18 protein-coding genes are annotated in these 14,586 nt (G+C 65.2%); 12 read left to right on the top strand and 6 right to left on the bottom strand.

Annotated features, from left to right (window positions below):
* Positions 1-6 precede the first annotated feature (6 nt).
* The 4 genes from SynRS9902_RS04085 to proC all read left to right on the top strand — a co-directional run bounded on the left by SynRS9902_RS04085 (position 7) and on the right by proC (position 2,403).
* Positions 7-273, top strand: a complete 267-nt coding sequence (locus SynRS9902_RS04085; RefSeq protein WP_025362464.1) for a PipX family protein — start codon at positions 7-9, stop codon at positions 271-273.
* A gap of 4 nt (positions 274-277) precedes the next feature.
* Entirely contained in the window at positions 278-940 is a 663-nt protein-coding gene (locus SynRS9902_RS04090) for a YggS family pyridoxal phosphate-dependent enzyme (RefSeq protein ID WP_186510074.1), read from the top strand.
* Between the two features lie 75 nt (positions 941-1,015).
* Positions 1,016-1,582, top strand: a complete 567-nt coding sequence (locus tag SynRS9902_RS04095) for a cell division protein SepF (RefSeq protein WP_114989400.1) — start codon at positions 1,016-1,018, stop codon at positions 1,580-1,582.
* Between the two features lie 44 nt (positions 1,583-1,626).
* The gene (gene proC / locus SynRS9902_RS04100) at positions 1,627-2,403 is read left to right on the top strand and encodes a pyrroline-5-carboxylate reductase (protein WP_370586333.1); all 777 of its coding nucleotides are present in this window, start codon (positions 1,627-1,629) and stop codon (positions 2,401-2,403) included.
* Here proC and cobI read toward each other — a convergent pair.
* Positions 2,400-3,110, bottom strand: a complete 711-nt coding sequence (cobI, locus tag SynRS9902_RS04105; RefSeq protein WP_186510076.1) for a precorrin-2 C(20)-methyltransferase — start codon at positions 3,108-3,110, stop codon at positions 2,400-2,402. The genes proC and cobI overlap by 4 nt on opposite strands.
* Before the next feature lie 68 nt (positions 3,111-3,178).
* Here cobI and SynRS9902_RS04110 point away from each other — a divergent pair, with 68 nt between their 5' ends.
* The 4 genes from SynRS9902_RS04110 (at position 3,179) to SynRS9902_RS04125 (ending at position 5,337) form a co-directional block, all read left to right on the top strand.
* Positions 3,179-3,739, top strand: coding sequence for an acireductone dioxygenase (locus SynRS9902_RS04110; protein WP_186510077.1), 561 nt, complete (start codon positions 3,179-3,181; stop codon positions 3,737-3,739).
* Between the two features lie 21 nt (positions 3,740-3,760).
* The gene (locus tag SynRS9902_RS04115) at positions 3,761-4,144 is read left to right on the top strand and encodes a hypothetical protein (RefSeq protein WP_186510078.1); all 384 of its coding nucleotides are present in this window, start codon (positions 3,761-3,763) and stop codon (positions 4,142-4,144) included.
* 107 nt (positions 4,145-4,251) lie between these two features.
* Entirely contained in the window at positions 4,252-4,818 is a 567-nt protein-coding gene (locus tag SynRS9902_RS04120; protein WP_255446199.1) for a L,D-transpeptidase, read from the top strand.
* Positions 4,819-5,337, top strand: a complete 519-nt coding sequence (locus tag SynRS9902_RS04125; protein ID WP_186510079.1) for an isoprenylcysteine carboxylmethyltransferase family protein — start codon at positions 4,819-4,821, stop codon at positions 5,335-5,337. It abuts the gene before it with no gap.
* A 9-nt stretch (positions 5,338-5,346) separates the two neighbouring features.
* Here the strand turns inward: SynRS9902_RS04125 and SynRS9902_RS04130 are convergent, their stop codons facing one another.
* The 5 genes from SynRS9902_RS04130 to hpf are packed head-to-tail and all read right to left on the bottom strand — an operon-like array spanning position 5,347 to position 10,013.
* Positions 5,347-6,516: a glycosyltransferase family 4 protein gene (locus SynRS9902_RS04130; RefSeq protein ID WP_186510080.1), complete on the bottom strand. Its 1,170-nt coding sequence runs from the start codon at positions 6,514-6,516 to the stop codon at positions 5,347-5,349.
* Positions 6,517-6,548: 32 nt separating this feature from the next.
* The gene (locus SynRS9902_RS04135; RefSeq protein WP_115080824.1) at positions 6,549-7,928 is read right to left on the bottom strand and encodes an MFS transporter; all 1,380 of its coding nucleotides are present in this window, start codon (positions 7,926-7,928) and stop codon (positions 6,549-6,551) included.
* Between the two features lie 28 nt (positions 7,929-7,956).
* Positions 7,957-8,730, bottom strand: coding sequence for a DNA repair protein RecO (gene recO / locus SynRS9902_RS04140; RefSeq protein ID WP_186510081.1), 774 nt, complete (start codon positions 8,728-8,730; stop codon positions 7,957-7,959).
* A complete protein-coding gene (gene deoC, locus SynRS9902_RS04145) occupies positions 8,731-9,411 on the bottom strand; it encodes a deoxyribose-phosphate aldolase (protein WP_186510513.1) in 681 nt (226 codons plus the stop codon). It abuts the gene before it with no gap.
* A 14-nt stretch (positions 9,412-9,425) separates the two neighbouring features.
* A complete protein-coding gene (gene hpf / locus SynRS9902_RS04150; protein ID WP_186510082.1) occupies positions 9,426-10,013 on the bottom strand; it encodes a ribosome hibernation-promoting factor, HPF/YfiA family in 588 nt (195 codons plus the stop codon).
* Between the two features lie 11 nt (positions 10,014-10,024).
* On the opposite strand from hpf, the gene lipB reads away from it, so the two are divergent.
* From lipB to SynRS9902_RS04170, 4 genes are all read left to right on the top strand, one after another.
* Positions 10,025-10,723, top strand: a complete 699-nt coding sequence (lipB, locus tag SynRS9902_RS04155) for a lipoyl(octanoyl) transferase LipB (protein ID WP_186510083.1) — start codon at positions 10,025-10,027, stop codon at positions 10,721-10,723.
* Between the two features lie 28 nt (positions 10,724-10,751).
* Positions 10,752-12,665 (top strand): AMP-binding protein, encoded by a 1,914-nt coding sequence (locus tag SynRS9902_RS04160; protein WP_186510084.1) that lies wholly within the window; start codon positions 10,752-10,754, stop codon positions 12,663-12,665.
* Positions 12,666-12,757: 92 nt separating this feature from the next.
* On the top strand, positions 12,758-13,201 hold the full coding sequence (locus tag SynRS9902_RS04165; RefSeq protein WP_114989554.1) for a YlqD family protein: 444 nt from the start codon (positions 12,758-12,760) through the stop codon (positions 13,199-13,201).
* A 56-nt stretch (positions 13,202-13,257) separates the two neighbouring features.
* Positions 13,258-14,583: a dihydrolipoamide acetyltransferase family protein gene (locus SynRS9902_RS04170; protein WP_186510085.1), complete on the top strand. Its 1,326-nt coding sequence runs from the start codon at positions 13,258-13,260 to the stop codon at positions 14,581-14,583.
* The last annotated feature ends 3 nt before the right edge of the window (positions 14,584-14,586 follow it).

The following is a 14,586-nucleotide window of genomic DNA, read 5'->3' on the forward strand; positions in this document are numbered from 1 at the left end:
CACGGCATGGCGTCCGAGCGATATCTGAATCACCCCACCTTCGGGATGCTCTATCGGGTGGCTCCGGCAGGTGAGGGCCGTGACGTCTACGCCACGTTGTATGCCCAGCGCATGTTCTTCCTGGTCACCCTGCAGCCCCGTGGCGCCCAGTTCGAAGTGATTCCCTACGGGGATGCGCGTCACCACGCTGAGGTTCATTTGGGCCGTTGCCGTCGTGATGGATCGGACGACCTCGAGTCCTGGAGTCAGCTGTTCGACCAGACGTTCATCTGAACCCTTGACCGATTCCTTCGCGGCGCGTTGGCAGGTGCTCCAGGCAGCCCGCCCCACTTCATCCAGGCTTCTGGCCGTCAGCAAAGGGCATCCAGCCGCGTCCGTGCGTTGCGTGGCGGAGCTTGGTCAGTGTGATTTTGGGGAAAGCCGTGTTCAGGAGGCTCTGCCGAAGCAGGAGGAGCTGATCGATCTGAACTTGCGCTGGCATTTCATTGGTCGCCTGCAAAGCAACAAGGTGCGGCCGGTGGTGAAGGCCTTCGACGTCATTCACTCGGTGGATTCTCTGGCGCTGGCCGAACGGGTGTCGCGCATCGCCGTTGAGGAGGGCCGTCAGCCTGAAGTGCTGCTGCAGGTGAAACTGCGGCCCGATCCCAGCAAAGGGGGCTTGTCGGCCGATGAACTCGGTGCCATTTGGTCTGATCTGCAGGCTCTGCCGGGGTTGCGGATCTCGGGTCTGATGACCATGGCGCCGCTCGAGATGGCTGCAGATCAGCGCAAGGCGTTGTTTTCCGACTGCCGTGCCCTGGCGGATCGGCTGGCCTTGGCGGAGTGCTCGATGGGGATGAGCACGGACTGGAAAGAGGCTGTTGAAGCGGGCAGCACCTGGCTCAGGATTGGTTCGGCCCTGTTCGGTCCGAGATTGGTGTCAACAGACGCTGCGAATTGACTTGCCCCGCCGCAGCGAAAACGGTATCCAGGGACATGGTTTTCGAACCACATTCAGACTGAGAGGAATCCCAAGGTGTCGCTGATCTCCCGTCTCCGTGCCGTCGTCGCTGGCGATGACTATCTCGATGGCGAATTGGATGATTTCGCCTACGACGACGAGCAAGATGACCAGGACCAGCGCGCCCTGCAGGCTGACGGTGGTGCACTGGCCACCATTGGAGACTCCAACCCGTTTGACCTGGGTGGTGATCTGCCTGGATCCAACGTGATCGGCATGCCCGGCATCAGCAATGCTGTGTCCGAGGTGAATGTGATGGAACCCCGCAGCTTCGATGAAATGCCTCGGGCCATTCAGGCGCTGCGGGAGCGCAAGACGGTGATCCTCAACCTCACGATGATGGAGCCCGACCAGGCCCAGCGTGCTGTTGATTTCGTTGCTGGTGGCACCTTCGCGATCGATGGACACCAGGAGCGCGTCGGCGAGAGCATCTTCCTGTTCGCCCCCAGCTGCGTCACCGTGACCAACACCGGTCAAGACGAAGCCTCGGCTCCAACGGTGGTGAGCCGTGAGGCCGATGTGGCGGATGTCGACGAATCCGCCAGCGCACCCTCGCCCGCCTGGGGGGCAGCCGCTCTCTGAAGCCCGCAGTGCAGCCCGCTTTCGGTGTGATCGGCCTGGGTCGCATGGCTCAGGCCCTTGTGGTTCCTCTCCTGGAGCGTGGACGGATTCCGGCCGACCAGCTGTTGGCGGTGGTCGGAGGATCTGGTTCCCTTGAGCAACGACGTGGGGGCCTTCCGCCTGGCATCGGTTTGGTTGCCGCTGATGACCCTTCCGCTCAGCAGGTCTGGACGGCTCCGATCCAGCTGCTTGCGGTGAAGCCGCAGCAACTCGATGCCGTTGCAGCAGCTTCAGGACCTGTTGTGGGTCAACCGCTGCTGATTTCTGTGTTGGCGGGGGTGTCTCTGGCGCGGTTGCAGCATTTGTTTCCCGGTCATCGCTGTGTGCGGGCGGTGCCCAACACCCCTGCGTTGGTGGGAGCTGGTTTGACAGCTCTGGCCTGGGGAGAGGGGATCGACCAAGGGCAACGGGATCAGGTGCGGCAGCTGTTCGCCGATGTGGGTGAAGTTCTGGAGTTGGCGGAAGCCAAGCTCGATGCGTTCCTTGCCCTCACCTCGTCGGGCCCTGCCTTTGTGGCCCTGGTGGCGGAAGCCATGGCTGATGGGGCTGTTGCTGCCGGTCTTCCCAGAGACCTGGCCCTGCGGCTGAGCCACCGCACCCTGGCTGGAACGGCTGAGCTGCTGGACCGTCGCGATCTGCATCCTGCCCAGCTCAAGGACATGGTCACCTCCCCGGGGGGCACCACCATCGCCGGCGTTCGCGCGCTCGAACGCATCGGCCTGCGCTCCGCCTTGATCGAAGCGGTGGTTGCTGCTGCGGAACGCAGCCGAGAGCTGGCCTAGGGCAGCACCTCCGGCCAACCCTGCCGGATCAGCAGCAGCGAGAAGTAGGGGCGAGGTTCGGCCGCAACGGCATCTGCGCAACAGATCTGCTGGTCGGGCCAGCCGACCCGCTCGGCAAATAGTGCTTGTTGCAGCAGGCCTCGCTGCTTCAGCAGGGGTTGCACCCAACTCCAGCGCCGACCCAGCTTCAGCAGGGCCAGAACCTGCTCCGTTGCCGCGGCGGTATCCAGCACCCGCTCCAGCTCCTCGGGTGTGTCGGGGCAAGGGCGCAACAGCAGTTGGTCCTGCTGCAGAGCGAGGGGCCAGAGGCCCGCAGCCGCGGCTGCCGAGCAGGAGGTGATGCCGGGAATCACGCTGATGGGACAGTCGGGCCACGCCTGACGCAAGGCCAGCAGCACGTAGCTGCAACTCGCAAACAGCGACGCATCTCCCTCACACAGCAGTGCCACCCGCTGGCCGGAACGGATGGCTTGCTGCAGCTCCTGCGCCGCTGCTCCCCAGGCGGTGCGCCGCGGTTCGGCGGCTTCCACCATCGGGAACAACAAGGGCAGACGCTGATGGTCGCTGCGGATCCAGGCCGCGGCGATTTTGGCGGCCATGCTGTCGGCCCCCGGTCGTCCGACCGGGTAGGCCACCACCTCCGCTTGGCGGATGGCTTCAACGGCGGCCAGGGTGAGCAGGGAAGGATCGCCGGGGCCGACCCCCACCAGTGTGAGACCCCCAGTCGTGGCGGGATCGATGATGGTCAGCAGTCGATGCGCCCGGGGTCCAGACGATGAGTCGTCTCAGCATCTTTCCAGACGAAAGCTCAGCCCATGCTGCGAATGGGCTCATGTCTGCGCTGGAGAGCAACGATCCGGCCGTGATTCAGTCGGAGCTCAGCCGCCGGGGCATCGGCTTTGAGCAATGGCCGGCGGAGCAGGGTCTGCCGGAGGGGGCCGACCAGGCCACCATCCTCCAGGCCTATGCCGATGCGATTGCCCGGGTTCAACGCGATGGTGGTTACGCCACGGTCGACGCGATTCGGATGACGCCGGATCACCCCGATCGCGAGCCCCTGCGCCGCAAGTTCCTTGAGGAGCACACCCATGCCGAAGACGAGGTGCGCTTTTTTGTGGAAGGGTGCGGCTTGTTTGTGCTGCACATCGGTTCCGAGGTGCTCAGCGTGCTGTGCGAACGGGGCGACCTGATGCGGGTCCCTGCCGGGACCCGTCATTGGTTTGACATGGGCTCTCAGCCTCAGTTCTGTGCTGTGCGTTGGTTCAACAACCCCGAGGGATGGGTGGCGCAGTACACCGGCAGCAGCATCGCCCAGCGATTTCCCAGGCTTGACTGAGGGGGCGTTCCAGGCACGTTGATGCGTCTCCACCGCTTCCTTGCTGCGCTTTTGCTGGGTCTGCCCATGGCAACACCCATCCCTGGTGCTGCCGAGGATGCTCCTTTGGCACCCGAGGTTCAGCGCCGGGTTGCCGTGGTGGTGCTAGCCCGCCGCATTCGCGGCTATGCCGCCATGGCCAAGGCCAGCAGCGACTGTCAGGTGGAGAAGGGGCGTCTGCCGCGCCGCCAGGCCAGCCAAGCCCTGGCGATTTCGCTCGAGGAGTTGGGCATCAGCCGGCGCGTGCTGACCAATCCCCTGGTGGTCGCTGTCAGCCCACGCCTGCAGCGCCTGCTGGATGACAGCTGCGCCTTGGATCCAACCAAGGAGCCTGAAGCGTTGCGGCTGGCCGAAAACGAGCTCTGAATCTTTTCTCGAGCTGGGTCTCAGAAGGGGACAGTGAGAGCGCTGGCTTTTATTTCCTCAGCGAATAAAAACCGCCCATAGGGTTCCGGCCTGTTTGCCTGGCTGCTGTGGTCGTTCGGTCGTGTCTCGCGTTGAAGCTGCTGGCGCTGTTGGTCGTGCCCTGTTCTGCCGCTGAGATGGATCTGGCCTCTGCCTCCAGGCTCCCCACCACGTCGTCATCCATCTCCACCTCCGCCAACGAGTCGGTCTTGGTGCTGAACCGCACCACGCGATCGCTCCCGCGCACGGGCGATCCCATCTGGAGTCTGCGTTTGGAAACCCCAGGTCAGCCCGTGCAGCACTTCGATGCCGTCAGCGGTCGGGCCCACCGTCAGAACGCCGATCGCCATCGCTCCGGCACCCGCGCGCCGCTCCCCGCCGGTCGCTACGTCCTTGGGCCGGTGGAGCCCCTGGGTCCCGCTGATCCACGCGAGCTCGGGCCGATCTGGATTGGGATTGAACCGCAGTTCCCCACGGGGCGAGGCCATCTGGGCATTCATCTCGACCCCAGTGCCAACCGCAATGCCAACAGCGGCACGCTCGGCTGTGTGGGCTTGATTCGCTGGGACGACATGCAGACCCTGGCGGGTTTGGTGCAGCGCCGTAACGTCCGAACATTGGTGGTCAGCGAGTGAATGTTCTCCGATTGGGGCTTCAGTTGGGGCGGCTGGTTGGACAACCGCCGGGGTGAGTGGTGGCTGCTGGCCCAGCTGCTGCTGATCACGGCCCATCTGCTGCCGGTCTGGCCAGCTCCCGCCAGCTTCGGTGTGGCGATTTGGCCCAAACCCCTGTTCGGCCTGGGCCTGCTGCTGTTGGCTTTGGGCCTGTTTCGGGCCCTTGAGGCGTTTCGCTGTCTCGGGGCCAGCCTTTCGCCGCTGCCGGCGCCCAAGCCGGCGAATCAGTTGATCGCCACAGGCTCCTACGCCATCTGCCGGCATCCCTTATACCGGGCGGTGTTGCTGTGTTCCGCAGGAGTGGTGCTGGCCACAGGCAGCCCGCTGCATCTGTTGCTGTTGGTCAGCCTGGCGGCTGTGCTGCGGGGCAAAGCCCGCTTCGAGGAGCAGGGGTTGCGGGTGCTGCATCCGGATTACAGCCAATACGCCGCAGTCACCCCAGCGATTGTGGGCTGGGTTCCTGGCTTGGACTGGCGCTGACGGCCTGGCTCAGGCGGCGACCGTGCTGGTTTGCATCAGGTCGGCATAGAGCTGTTCGAGGGCGTCGATGTTGCTGGAAATCGTGTAGCGCTCCAAGGCGCGGAGGCGGGCTTTGCGGCCCAGTTCCGCGGTCAGCACTGGCTGGTCCCTGAGCACCGGCAGCAGTGTGCGCAGCTGGGTGGTGACGCCCTGGGTGCTCAGTACGATTCCCGCCCCTTGCTCCAGCACCTCGCCATCGGCACCGGCATCGGTGGCCACGCAGGCTGTTCCGCTGGCCATCGCCTCCAGCAGGGCCAGCGACAGGCCCTCCACAAGGCTCGGCAGGATGAAGACCTCAGCGCACTGGAGCAGTGCAACCCGGGTGTCCAGGTCTGGCTCGTGGCCCCACCAGAGGATCCGATCGTCGTTGAACTGGTTCATCAGGCTGTTGCGAAGCGGCCCGTCGCCGACGATCACCAACCGGCAGCCCTCCGGTGAAACCAGCCGCCAGGCCCGCAGCAGGGCTTCAACGTTCTTCTCCGTTGCCAGGCGCCCCATGTAGAGGAAAATCCGTTCTCGGCCCAGCCGTTGCCGCACCTGCTGATGCATCAGCGAAAGGGTGCCGGGGCTGGTGGGGCACCAGCGGTCGGTGTCTACACCATTGGGAATCACCGTCAGTCGATCGGCGGGAACGCCCAGGCGCTCGAGAAAGTCCGCCTGAAGCTGTGCAAACACGATCACCCGGTCGTAGCGGGCCAGGGCCGGTGCATACAGCTGGTACGTGAGCTGTTGGGTGCCCGCCGTCAGGTTGCGCAGGCCTGCATCGAAGGGGGGATGAAAGGTGGCTACCAGGGGCACGCCCAGCTGCTGACAGAGCTCCGGCAGGCGGAAATCCAGGGGCGAAAGGGTGAGGCTGGCGTGCACGAGATCGGGCTGCAGCCGCTCCAGGGATTCCCTCAGCTCCCGCTGCGCCCCGGGGGAAGGGATCGTGTAGACCTGCGATTTGACCAGGTAGGGCAGGCTGACGTCCGGGTCGTTGGCCAGCAGCGATGTGTCGTCGCGCTCGGGGCTGCGCGGGTTATCGAAATGGATGAAGTGCACCTGGTGCCCGCGTTTGCGCAGGGCCTCTGTGGTGCTGATCCCGTAGGACACATTCCCGCAGAAGGGAGACTTCTTGCCGAGCCACGCAATCTGCGCCAAGCGGGTTGGGCCTCCTCAGGCGAAAAGGCAAGTTAGCAGCGCTGCCACGGTCGTTCGATCAACGCTGCCACCAGGGCCAACCCCGCCAGCAGCCACAGCACCGGTTGAAGACCAATGCTGCTCACCAGGGTGCCCGCCAGCACCAGCGGCAGGCTGAGGGCGATGTTGATCAGGTTGTTCTGCAGTCCGAACACCCTGCCGCGCTCGGTTTCGGGGGTTTCTTCCTGAATCGTGGTCTGGGCTGGGATCGCCACCAGAGCTGCGCCGATGCCCAGGATTCCGCAGAGGCTGAGGGTGAAGGCCAGGGATCCCCGCAGCTGGCTGAGCAGCACCAGGGTCCAGGTGATGGTTCCCAGGCCTGCTGCCGTGAGCCGGCGGCGGCTGAACCGATGGCCCAGCTGGGCGATCACCACGGCTCCAATCGCCATGCCCAGCCCACTCATGGCCAGCAGGGCACCAAAGCCTGAGGGCCCCAAGTTCTCGATCAGGGCAGCCAGCTGGAGCGCCAACACGTAAAGCGCTGCCAACAGGCTGTAGAGCAGCACCAGATGAATCATGGCGCCGCGCACCGATGGCACCCGGCGCAGCACCTGCAGTCCTTCGCCGATCTCCGTCCACACCGATGTATTGGAGGGGGGCTTGGGGGCTTCCTGCAGCTTCAGGCGCGACAGGCTGAGGGCCGCGAGGCCGTAACAGAGCGGAAGCAGCAGAAACTCGCCGCCATCGATGCCGATGATCGCCAGGCTGCTGTGCAGGGCACGAAGAATCGGTTCCCCCAGCGCGAAGCCCAGGATCGTTGCCCCCATGCTGGTGGCTTGGTAGAGGGAGTTGGCCGCCAACAGGTGATCTCCCGGCACCACCACAGGAATCGTGGCCTGTTCCGAGGGGGCGAAAAACTGGGTCAGGATCGACTCCAGGAAGGTCATGCCCACCAGCCCCCAGTAGCCCCAGGGCAGACCAAGCCAGACGGGCCCCGGCAGCAGACAGAGCGGTGCGAACACCACCAACAGGGCTCGGATGGCATTGCTGGCCACCATCACCCGACGCTTGGGCCAGCGGTCCGCCCAGACGCCAGCCACCGTTCCCAGCAGCATGGCCGGGATGGTGTTGGCCACAAAAATGCCTGTAGCCAGCAGGGTGATCACCTGGGTGCGTGTGCTGATGTCGAGGCCGTAATCCGAGGCCATCTCCGCCAGCACGCCACTTCCCTGCCCCTTCAGCAACAGGTGCTGATCGATCAGGAAGACCATCAGCACGATGTAGAACTTGTCCGCCAGCTGGGAAAAGATCTGGCCCAGCCAGAGTTTGCGGAAGTCCTTGAGGCGCAGCACGGCTTCCAAGCCACGCTTTCCCTCCGGGTTGCTGCCGGTGGGAAGAGCGGGTTCAGGGGTGGTGAGGCTCGGTCCGCTCAAGGGGCAATTGCATCGCGGCCATGATGGCTCACGCGCCTGCCAGGAGCGTCTCTCGCAGCATGGCCAGGGCTTTGCTGGGTCGGTTCAGATGCGTTCGGCTCCAGATCTCAACCACCCGCAGCAGCCGGCGCCACACGGCTGGGGGGCCCATCAGCGCACCGTCCCGGCGACGGGGCAGGTCGGCCCGGGTCAGTCGCTGGAGCAGGGCCAGTTCGGAGGGATTCAGCTGAATCGCCGCCCCAGGCTGCTCATCGATCGCAAAGCCGTCCTGCGGCAGCAGGCTGCAGCGCCAGTCCCACTGCCCAAGCGGTGGGTCCAGGGGATTTCCCGTGATGCAGCAGGTCTGCAATGGCAGTCCATAACCGCCCAGGGTGAGCAGATGGATGCAGGCCTGGACTGTGCCGGCCAGCACCAGCTCCGGGTCGGCTCGGTGCTCCTCCAGGCGTTCCAGGTGCAGCTGCATCGTGTCCAGCAGCCCGTCCACAGGGTCCTGGGCCGCCAGTTGAAGGCATAGATCACACAGCGCCTGCGCCGCAGCCAGGGTTTCCAGCTGTTGCCCGAGGCCGGAAAAACTGCGCAGCACCCGCAGTTGTCGCACCCGGGCCAGGCCGCTGCGTCCTCCCACCTGCAGTTCCAGCAGGGTGAGGGGGGCCGCGGCGGCCAGACTGCTCTTGGGACGGCGTGCTCCGGGAACGGCGAAGCGACTGACGCCCTCTGCATCACTGAGCAGGCTCAGCAGGCGGTCGTGTTCGCCGAGGGGTCCCACCTTGAGGGCGAGTCCGGTGAGGCGTCGTTCTGCCATTCAGGCCGCGGGGCGGCGCTGGGCCTGCAGAAGAGCCGGCGCGCTGCTGGTGCCCAGCAGATCGGCCCCCGCCAACAGCAGGTCTCCTGCGTGGCTGAGGCTATGGATCCCCCCGGCTGCCTTGATGGCGCAGCGTTTACGGATCAGCTGTTTCAACGCAAGGATCTGATCGGCATGGCAGGCCGGGCCAAAGCCGTTGCTGGTCTGCAGTCCCGCAGCGCCAGCATCAATGGCGGCCTCCACGGCCAGTTCCAGCTGTTCGCTCTCCAGACGGGCCATGTCCAGTACGGCTCGCACGGGAAGCCCCAGCTCGCAGAGGGCGGCGAGTTCCTCGGCAAATGCGCCTGACTCGCCGTTCGCCAAGGCGCTGAAATCGGGCACGACATCGAGCTCCTGGGCGCCATGGGCGGCACACCACTCCGCTTCCGCCAGCTTGAGCTCAGCGGGAATGGTTCCGAAGGGAAAGCCGATGACCGCCACCAGGCGAGGCCCTGCGTCGGTCGTCCCGATGCGTTCCCGCAGCAGCGGCAGCTGACGCGGTGTGGTGCAGATGGCCCGCACGCCCTCCTGCATCCCGGAATCACAGAGGGCTTGGAGCTGGTCCCGGGTCAGCAGGGGGTCGAGGATCGCCTGATCAAGCCGGGGGGGAAGGTCTGGGAGTTCTTGGGCTGGATCAGCCATGGCGGGCCGGGAGGTCACTCACGAGCCTGAATCACCCCATACCCACCGTGGTTGCGGCGGTAGATCACCTGCAGCTGATTGCTCTCCTTCTCCCGGAACAGGTAAAAGTCGTGGTCGATCAGATCCAGTTGGCGGCGTGCCTCCTCCAGGCCCATGGGCGGCATGGCGAAATATTTGCGCCGCACTCCCGGATCCGGCAGTTCCGCCTCACGCCCTTGCAGAAGGGATGATTCAACGGGGGATGCATCGTTGACCACATCCGTGCTGGGGGTGTGGCTGGCGCTGTGGCCGTGGCTGTGGTGGTGATCGCTGTGGCGTTCCTTCCAGCGACGCAGTTGGCGGGCCAGTTTTCCTGCGGCCAGATCGATGCTGGCGTACAGGTTTTCACTGCGTTCCTGGGCGCGGATCACCGTGCCGTTGGCAAAGACCGTCACCTCGGCGGTCTGCTGCGGCACCCGGGGATTGCGAGCCACCGAGAGATGGACGTCTGCCTCGCGCACAGCATCACCGAAGTGCGATGTGGCCCGCTCCAATTTGGTTTGGGTGTAATCCCGCAACGCCGGCGTGATCTCGAGGTTGCGACCATGGATCAGCAACTTCATGCCTCACTCCTGTGCCGGTTGTTATCGGCAAATTAGATACGGCGCACGATTCGGCCCACCCCCAGCGTGCATTTCTTTTCGAGCCCGGTGATCCGGTTCGATTAGATGCCGCCTGGTCGGCGCAACAGCGCTGGCAGAGCACTCTTCTTGCTGATCCATCGGCTCCGGAGGCGGTCTGGATCCTGCAGCACCAGACCTGTTACACCCTTGGCCGTGGTGCCAGCGAGGAGCACCTGCATTTCGATCCCGCTGACCCACCGGCACCCCTGTATCGGATCGATCGGGGCGGGGAGGTGACCCATCACCTGCCCGGCCAACTGGTGGCCTACCCGGTGTTGGACCTTCAGCGCCGCACGCCCGATTTGCACTGGTATCTGCGTCAGTTGGAACAAGTCGTTCTGGATGTTCTGGCGGAGTTGGGCCTGGAGGGTCAGCGTCTGCCGGGGTTGACCGGCCTCTGGTTGGACAACCGCAAGGTTGCCGCCATCGGTGTGGGCTGTCGCCGCTGGATCACCCAGCACGGCCTGGCCCTCAACGTTGATTGCTCGATGCAGGGGTTTGAGCGAGTCACCCCCTGTGGGCTCACCGGTCGGGCGGTCGGGCGGCTTGCGGACTGGTTGCCAGGGCTGACGTCGGCTGAGGTGCAGCCGTTGCTGCGGCAAGCCCTGGCCCATCGTTTCGGTCTGGTCTGGGAGGAGGAAGCGAGATAGACCTGAGCTGTTTGAACCCCTGCCTCGGATGACGGCCAGCTGGAGCCCGACAACCCGTGAAACGGACGCTTTGCAGCGTCATGCCCACGTTCAGAAGTTGCAGAGGGTCGATGCGGTGTGGCCCTGGCTCGCCGACCGCCACGGGCTGATTGCCGCCGTCGATGCGCCCCATGTGGCGCATCCCGAACGCTTCAATTTCGGCGAACTAGCGGAGCGCATCGCCACCGCTGCCGCCGCCTTCAGGCGCCATGGCGTGAACGATGGCGATGTGGTGGCTCTGTTTGCTGAGAACAGCCCCCGCTGGCTGGTGGCGGATCAGGGCCTGATGCGTGCCGGTGCCGCTGATGCCGTGCGCGGTGCCTCGGCCCCGGTGGAGGAGCTGCGCTACATCCTTTCGGATTGCCGGGCGACGGCCCTGGTGGTGCAGAACGCTGATGTGTGGCGTCGTCTGGCCCTTCCCCCAGAGCAAAGGGCTCAGCTCCGTTTCGTGCTTCAGCTGGAAGGGGAGCCTGCCGAGGGCGCCATGGGCTGGGAGGCGTTTCTGGCGTCAGGGGCCGGCCTTGATCCCGTTGCCCCGGCGGGGGGGAGAGACGCCGTGGCCACTGTTCTGTACACCTCGGGTACGACCGGCCAACCCAAAGGGGTCCCGTTGACCCACGCCAACCTGCTGCATCAGATGAGCTCACTGGCCTGTGTGGCCTATCCCGATCCCGGTGCTCCGGTGCTGAGTGTGTTGCCCATCTGGCATGCCTACGAGCGCAGTGCCAGCTACTTCTTCCTCTCCTGCGCCTGCACGCAGACCTACACAACCATCAAGCAACTGAAGAAGGATCTGCCGCGGGTCCGGCCGATCGCGATGGCCACCGTGCCGCGGCTGTGGGAGGCGGTTCAGGCTGGATTTGAGGATGTGCTCAAGACCTTCCCCCCCTCCCGGCAGCGCCTGCTGCGGGCGGCGTTGGCCAACAGCGCTGCCCAGCGCAAAGCCGTGCGCACGGCGCGCAACCTCCTGCTGGAACCGGTGTCAGCGGCCGGCCGGCTGCGTGCCTGCGGCTGCGCGGCCCTGCGCTGGCCCCTGCATGCCCTGGCCTCGAACTTGATCTGGCCGAAGCTGCGTCGCCAGCTCAGTGGCGGTCAGCTCGCCTATCCGATCAGTGGTGGCGGTGCTATCGCCCCCCACATCGATGCCTTTTTTGAAGCCGTGGGGATTGAGCTGCTGGTGGGCTATGGCCTCACCGAAACCAGCCCTGTGGTGAGTTGCCGCAGGCCCTGGCGCAACATCCGCGGCAGCTCCGGGCTGCCGATGCCCCAGACCGAATTCCGGATCGTCGATCCCGACAACGGCCAGCCCCTGGGCTTCCGGCAACGGGGGCGGGTGATGGTGCGGGGCCCCCAGGTTATGGCGGGCTACCTCGGCAAACCCGAGGCCAGCGCCAAGGTTCTCGATGCCGCGGGATGGTTTGACACCGGCGATCTCGGCATGCTCTTGCCGGATGGTTCGGTGGCTCTCACCGGACGGGCCAAGGACACGATTGTGTTGAGCAGTGGCGAGAACATCGAGCCCGGCCCCCTGGAAGAGGCCCTGGTGGCCAGCCCCCTGATCGAGCAGGTGATGCTGGTGGGTCAGGACGAACGCCAGCTCGGTGGCCTGATCGTTCCCCGTGCTGAGGCGATCGTGGCCTGGGCGGCTGAAGCCGGCGTGAGCGTGGCGCAGGATCTGGGCGGCCAACCCGGTGATCCGGCCCTGCTTCGTTTGTTGATGCGCGAATGCAACCGCTTGCTCAAGCAGCGGTCGGGTTCCCGGGGTGATGAACGGCTGGCCGGGGTGGTGCTTGTGGATCCCTTCAGCATTGAGAACGGACTCCTGACCCAGACCCTGAAGCAGCGCCGTGATCGCATCACCAGCCGCGATCAGCAGTTGATCGATGGCCTTTACGGACGTTGACCGCGGCTGACGAGGCTTTGCGGGTGGTCGGTTGTCCGGTGATTGACCCCACGTGCAAGGGCTGACACGCTTTGGCCGTCTCCCAAGAACCCATGTCCGACGGCACCTCCCTGACGATCAAGCGTCCGATCACCGTCCGCGCCGTCGTGACGCCCACCTGGAAAGAAGAAGCAGAGCGCGAGCTCAGCAATGGCATCGCCACCGCTGACCAACAGCTGGCTCAGCTGGAACAGGAAGGTCAGGACGTGGTGGACCAGGTGCGTCGTCAGAGCGCCAACCCCCTTGATCCCCGCGTGCAGGATCAGGTGGCGCAGATCCAACAGCAGGTGGCTGCCAAGCGCGCCGAGCTGGAGGAGCAGAAGCGCAACCTGCTTCAGCAGCAGGCCCAGGTGCGTGAGCTGGAGATGGACCAGATCGTTGAGCAGGGTCAGCTGGAGAGCAGCTGTGAGCTAAAGGTCGGCGACAACCTGGTGCAGAAGATGCAGGTGGCCATCGTTGTGAAGGATGGCGTTGTGCAGTCGATTGAGGAAGCCTGATCGGCTGGCCTCTGCTGACTCGTAAACTCCCCTGATCTGCCCTCCCGGAGACGGTTTTGGCGACCACAGACATCTTCATGCCTGCCCTCAGCTCCACCATGACGGAGGGGAAGATCGTGGAGTGGCTGAAACAGCCCGGAGACAAGGTGGCTCGGGGCGAGTCGGTTCTTGTCGTTGAGTCCGACAAAGCGGACATGGACGTTGAGTCGTTCCAGGACGGCTACCTCGCAGCGGTCCTGATGCCTGCTGGAAGCACGGCACCGGTGGGCGAAACCATCGGTCTGATTGTCGAAACAGAGGCTGAGATCGCCGACGCGCAGGCCAAGGCCCCCAGCGCTCCTGCTGCGGCGCCCGCCCCTGCACCGGCTCCGGCGCCCACTCAAGCTGCGGTTCAGACCCCAGCTCCGACTCCTGCCCCCGCCCCGGCACCTGTTGCTGCCCCTGCACCGTCGGCACCGGTGGTGAACGACGGTCGCATCGTGGCCAGCCCCCGGGCCAAGAAGCTGGCCTCCCAGATGGGTGTGGACCTGGCCACCGTGCGCGGCAGCGGCCCCCACGGCCGGATTCAGGCCGAAGACGTGGAGCAAGCCTCCGGTCAGCCCATCTCCGTGCCCCGGGTGGCGGAAGGAACGGCCCCCGCTGCTTCCTCGGCTGGCGCAGCAGCAGCAGTGGCCCCGTCGGCTCCGGCGGGCAACAGCTTTGGTCGGCCCGGCGAGACCGTGGCCTTCAACACCCTCCAGGGTGCGGTGAACAAAAACATGGAGGCGAGCCTTGCGGTTCCCTGCTTCCGCGTTGGTTACACCATCACCACCGACAAGCTGGATGCCTTCTACAAACAGGTGAAGCCCAAGGGCGTCACGATGACGGCGCTGCTGGCCAAGGCTGTGGCCGTCACCCTGGCGCGTCACCCCCAGGTGAATGCTGCCACCACCGCTGCCGGCATGGCCTATCCAGCCGACGTGAACGTGGCTGTCGCCGTGGCGATGGAAGACGGTGGCTTGATCACGCCGGTGCTGCGCAATGCCGATCGCACCGATCTTTATGAGATGTCGCGTCAGTGGGGTGATCTGGTCAAGCGCTCCCGCAGCAAGCAGCTGCAGCCGGAGGAGTATTCCACGGGCACCTTCACCCTTTCCAACCTCGGCATGTTCGGTGTTGATCGCTTCGACGCGATCCTTCCCCCAGGCACCGGAGCCATTCTCGCCGTGGCGGCATCACGCCCCACGGTGGTGGCGAACAAGGACGGCTCCATCGCCGTCAAGCGTCAGATGCAGGTGAACCTGACGGCGGATCACCGCGTGATTTATGGCGCCGACGGTGCCGCATTCCTGAAGGATCTCGCCGATCTGATCGAGAACCGTTCAGAAAGCCTGGCGCTCTGATCG

This window comes from Synechococcus sp. RS9902, assembly GCF_014279635.1.
Lineage (GTDB): Bacteria > Cyanobacteriota > Cyanobacteriia > PCC-6307 > Cyanobiaceae > Parasynechococcus.

Coding starts and splice junctions, on each gene's coding strand:
- SynRS9902_RS04165 (WP_114989554.1), top strand. CDS start 12,758: ATGTCCGACGGCACCTCCCTGACGATCAAGCGTCCGATCACCGTCCGC.
- deoC (WP_186510513.1), bottom strand. CDS start 9,411: ATGGCTGATCCAGCCCAAGAACTCCCAGACCTTCCCCCCCGGCTTGAT.
- SynRS9902_RS04125 (WP_186510079.1), top strand. CDS start 4,819: ATGTTCTCCGATTGGGGCTTCAGTTGGGGCGGCTGGTTGGACAACCGC.
- hpf (WP_186510082.1), bottom strand. CDS start 10,013: ATGAAGTTGCTGATCCATGGTCGCAACCTCGAGATCACGCCGGCGTTG.
- SynRS9902_RS04085 (WP_025362464.1), top strand. CDS start 7: ATGGCGTCCGAGCGATATCTGAATCACCCCACCTTCGGGATGCTCTAT.
- SynRS9902_RS04110 (WP_186510077.1), top strand. CDS start 3,179: ATGAGTCGTCTCAGCATCTTTCCAGACGAAAGCTCAGCCCATGCTGCG.
- SynRS9902_RS04115 (WP_186510078.1), top strand. CDS start 3,761: ATGCGTCTCCACCGCTTCCTTGCTGCGCTTTTGCTGGGTCTGCCCATG.
- proC (WP_370586333.1), top strand. CDS start 1,627: ATGGCTCAGGCCCTTGTGGTTCCTCTCCTGGAGCGTGGACGGATTCCG.
- recO (WP_186510081.1), bottom strand. CDS start 8,730: ATGGCAGAACGACGCCTCACCGGACTCGCCCTCAAGGTGGGACCCCTC.
- SynRS9902_RS04160 (WP_186510084.1), top strand. CDS start 10,752: ATGACGGCCAGCTGGAGCCCGACAACCCGTGAAACGGACGCTTTGCAG.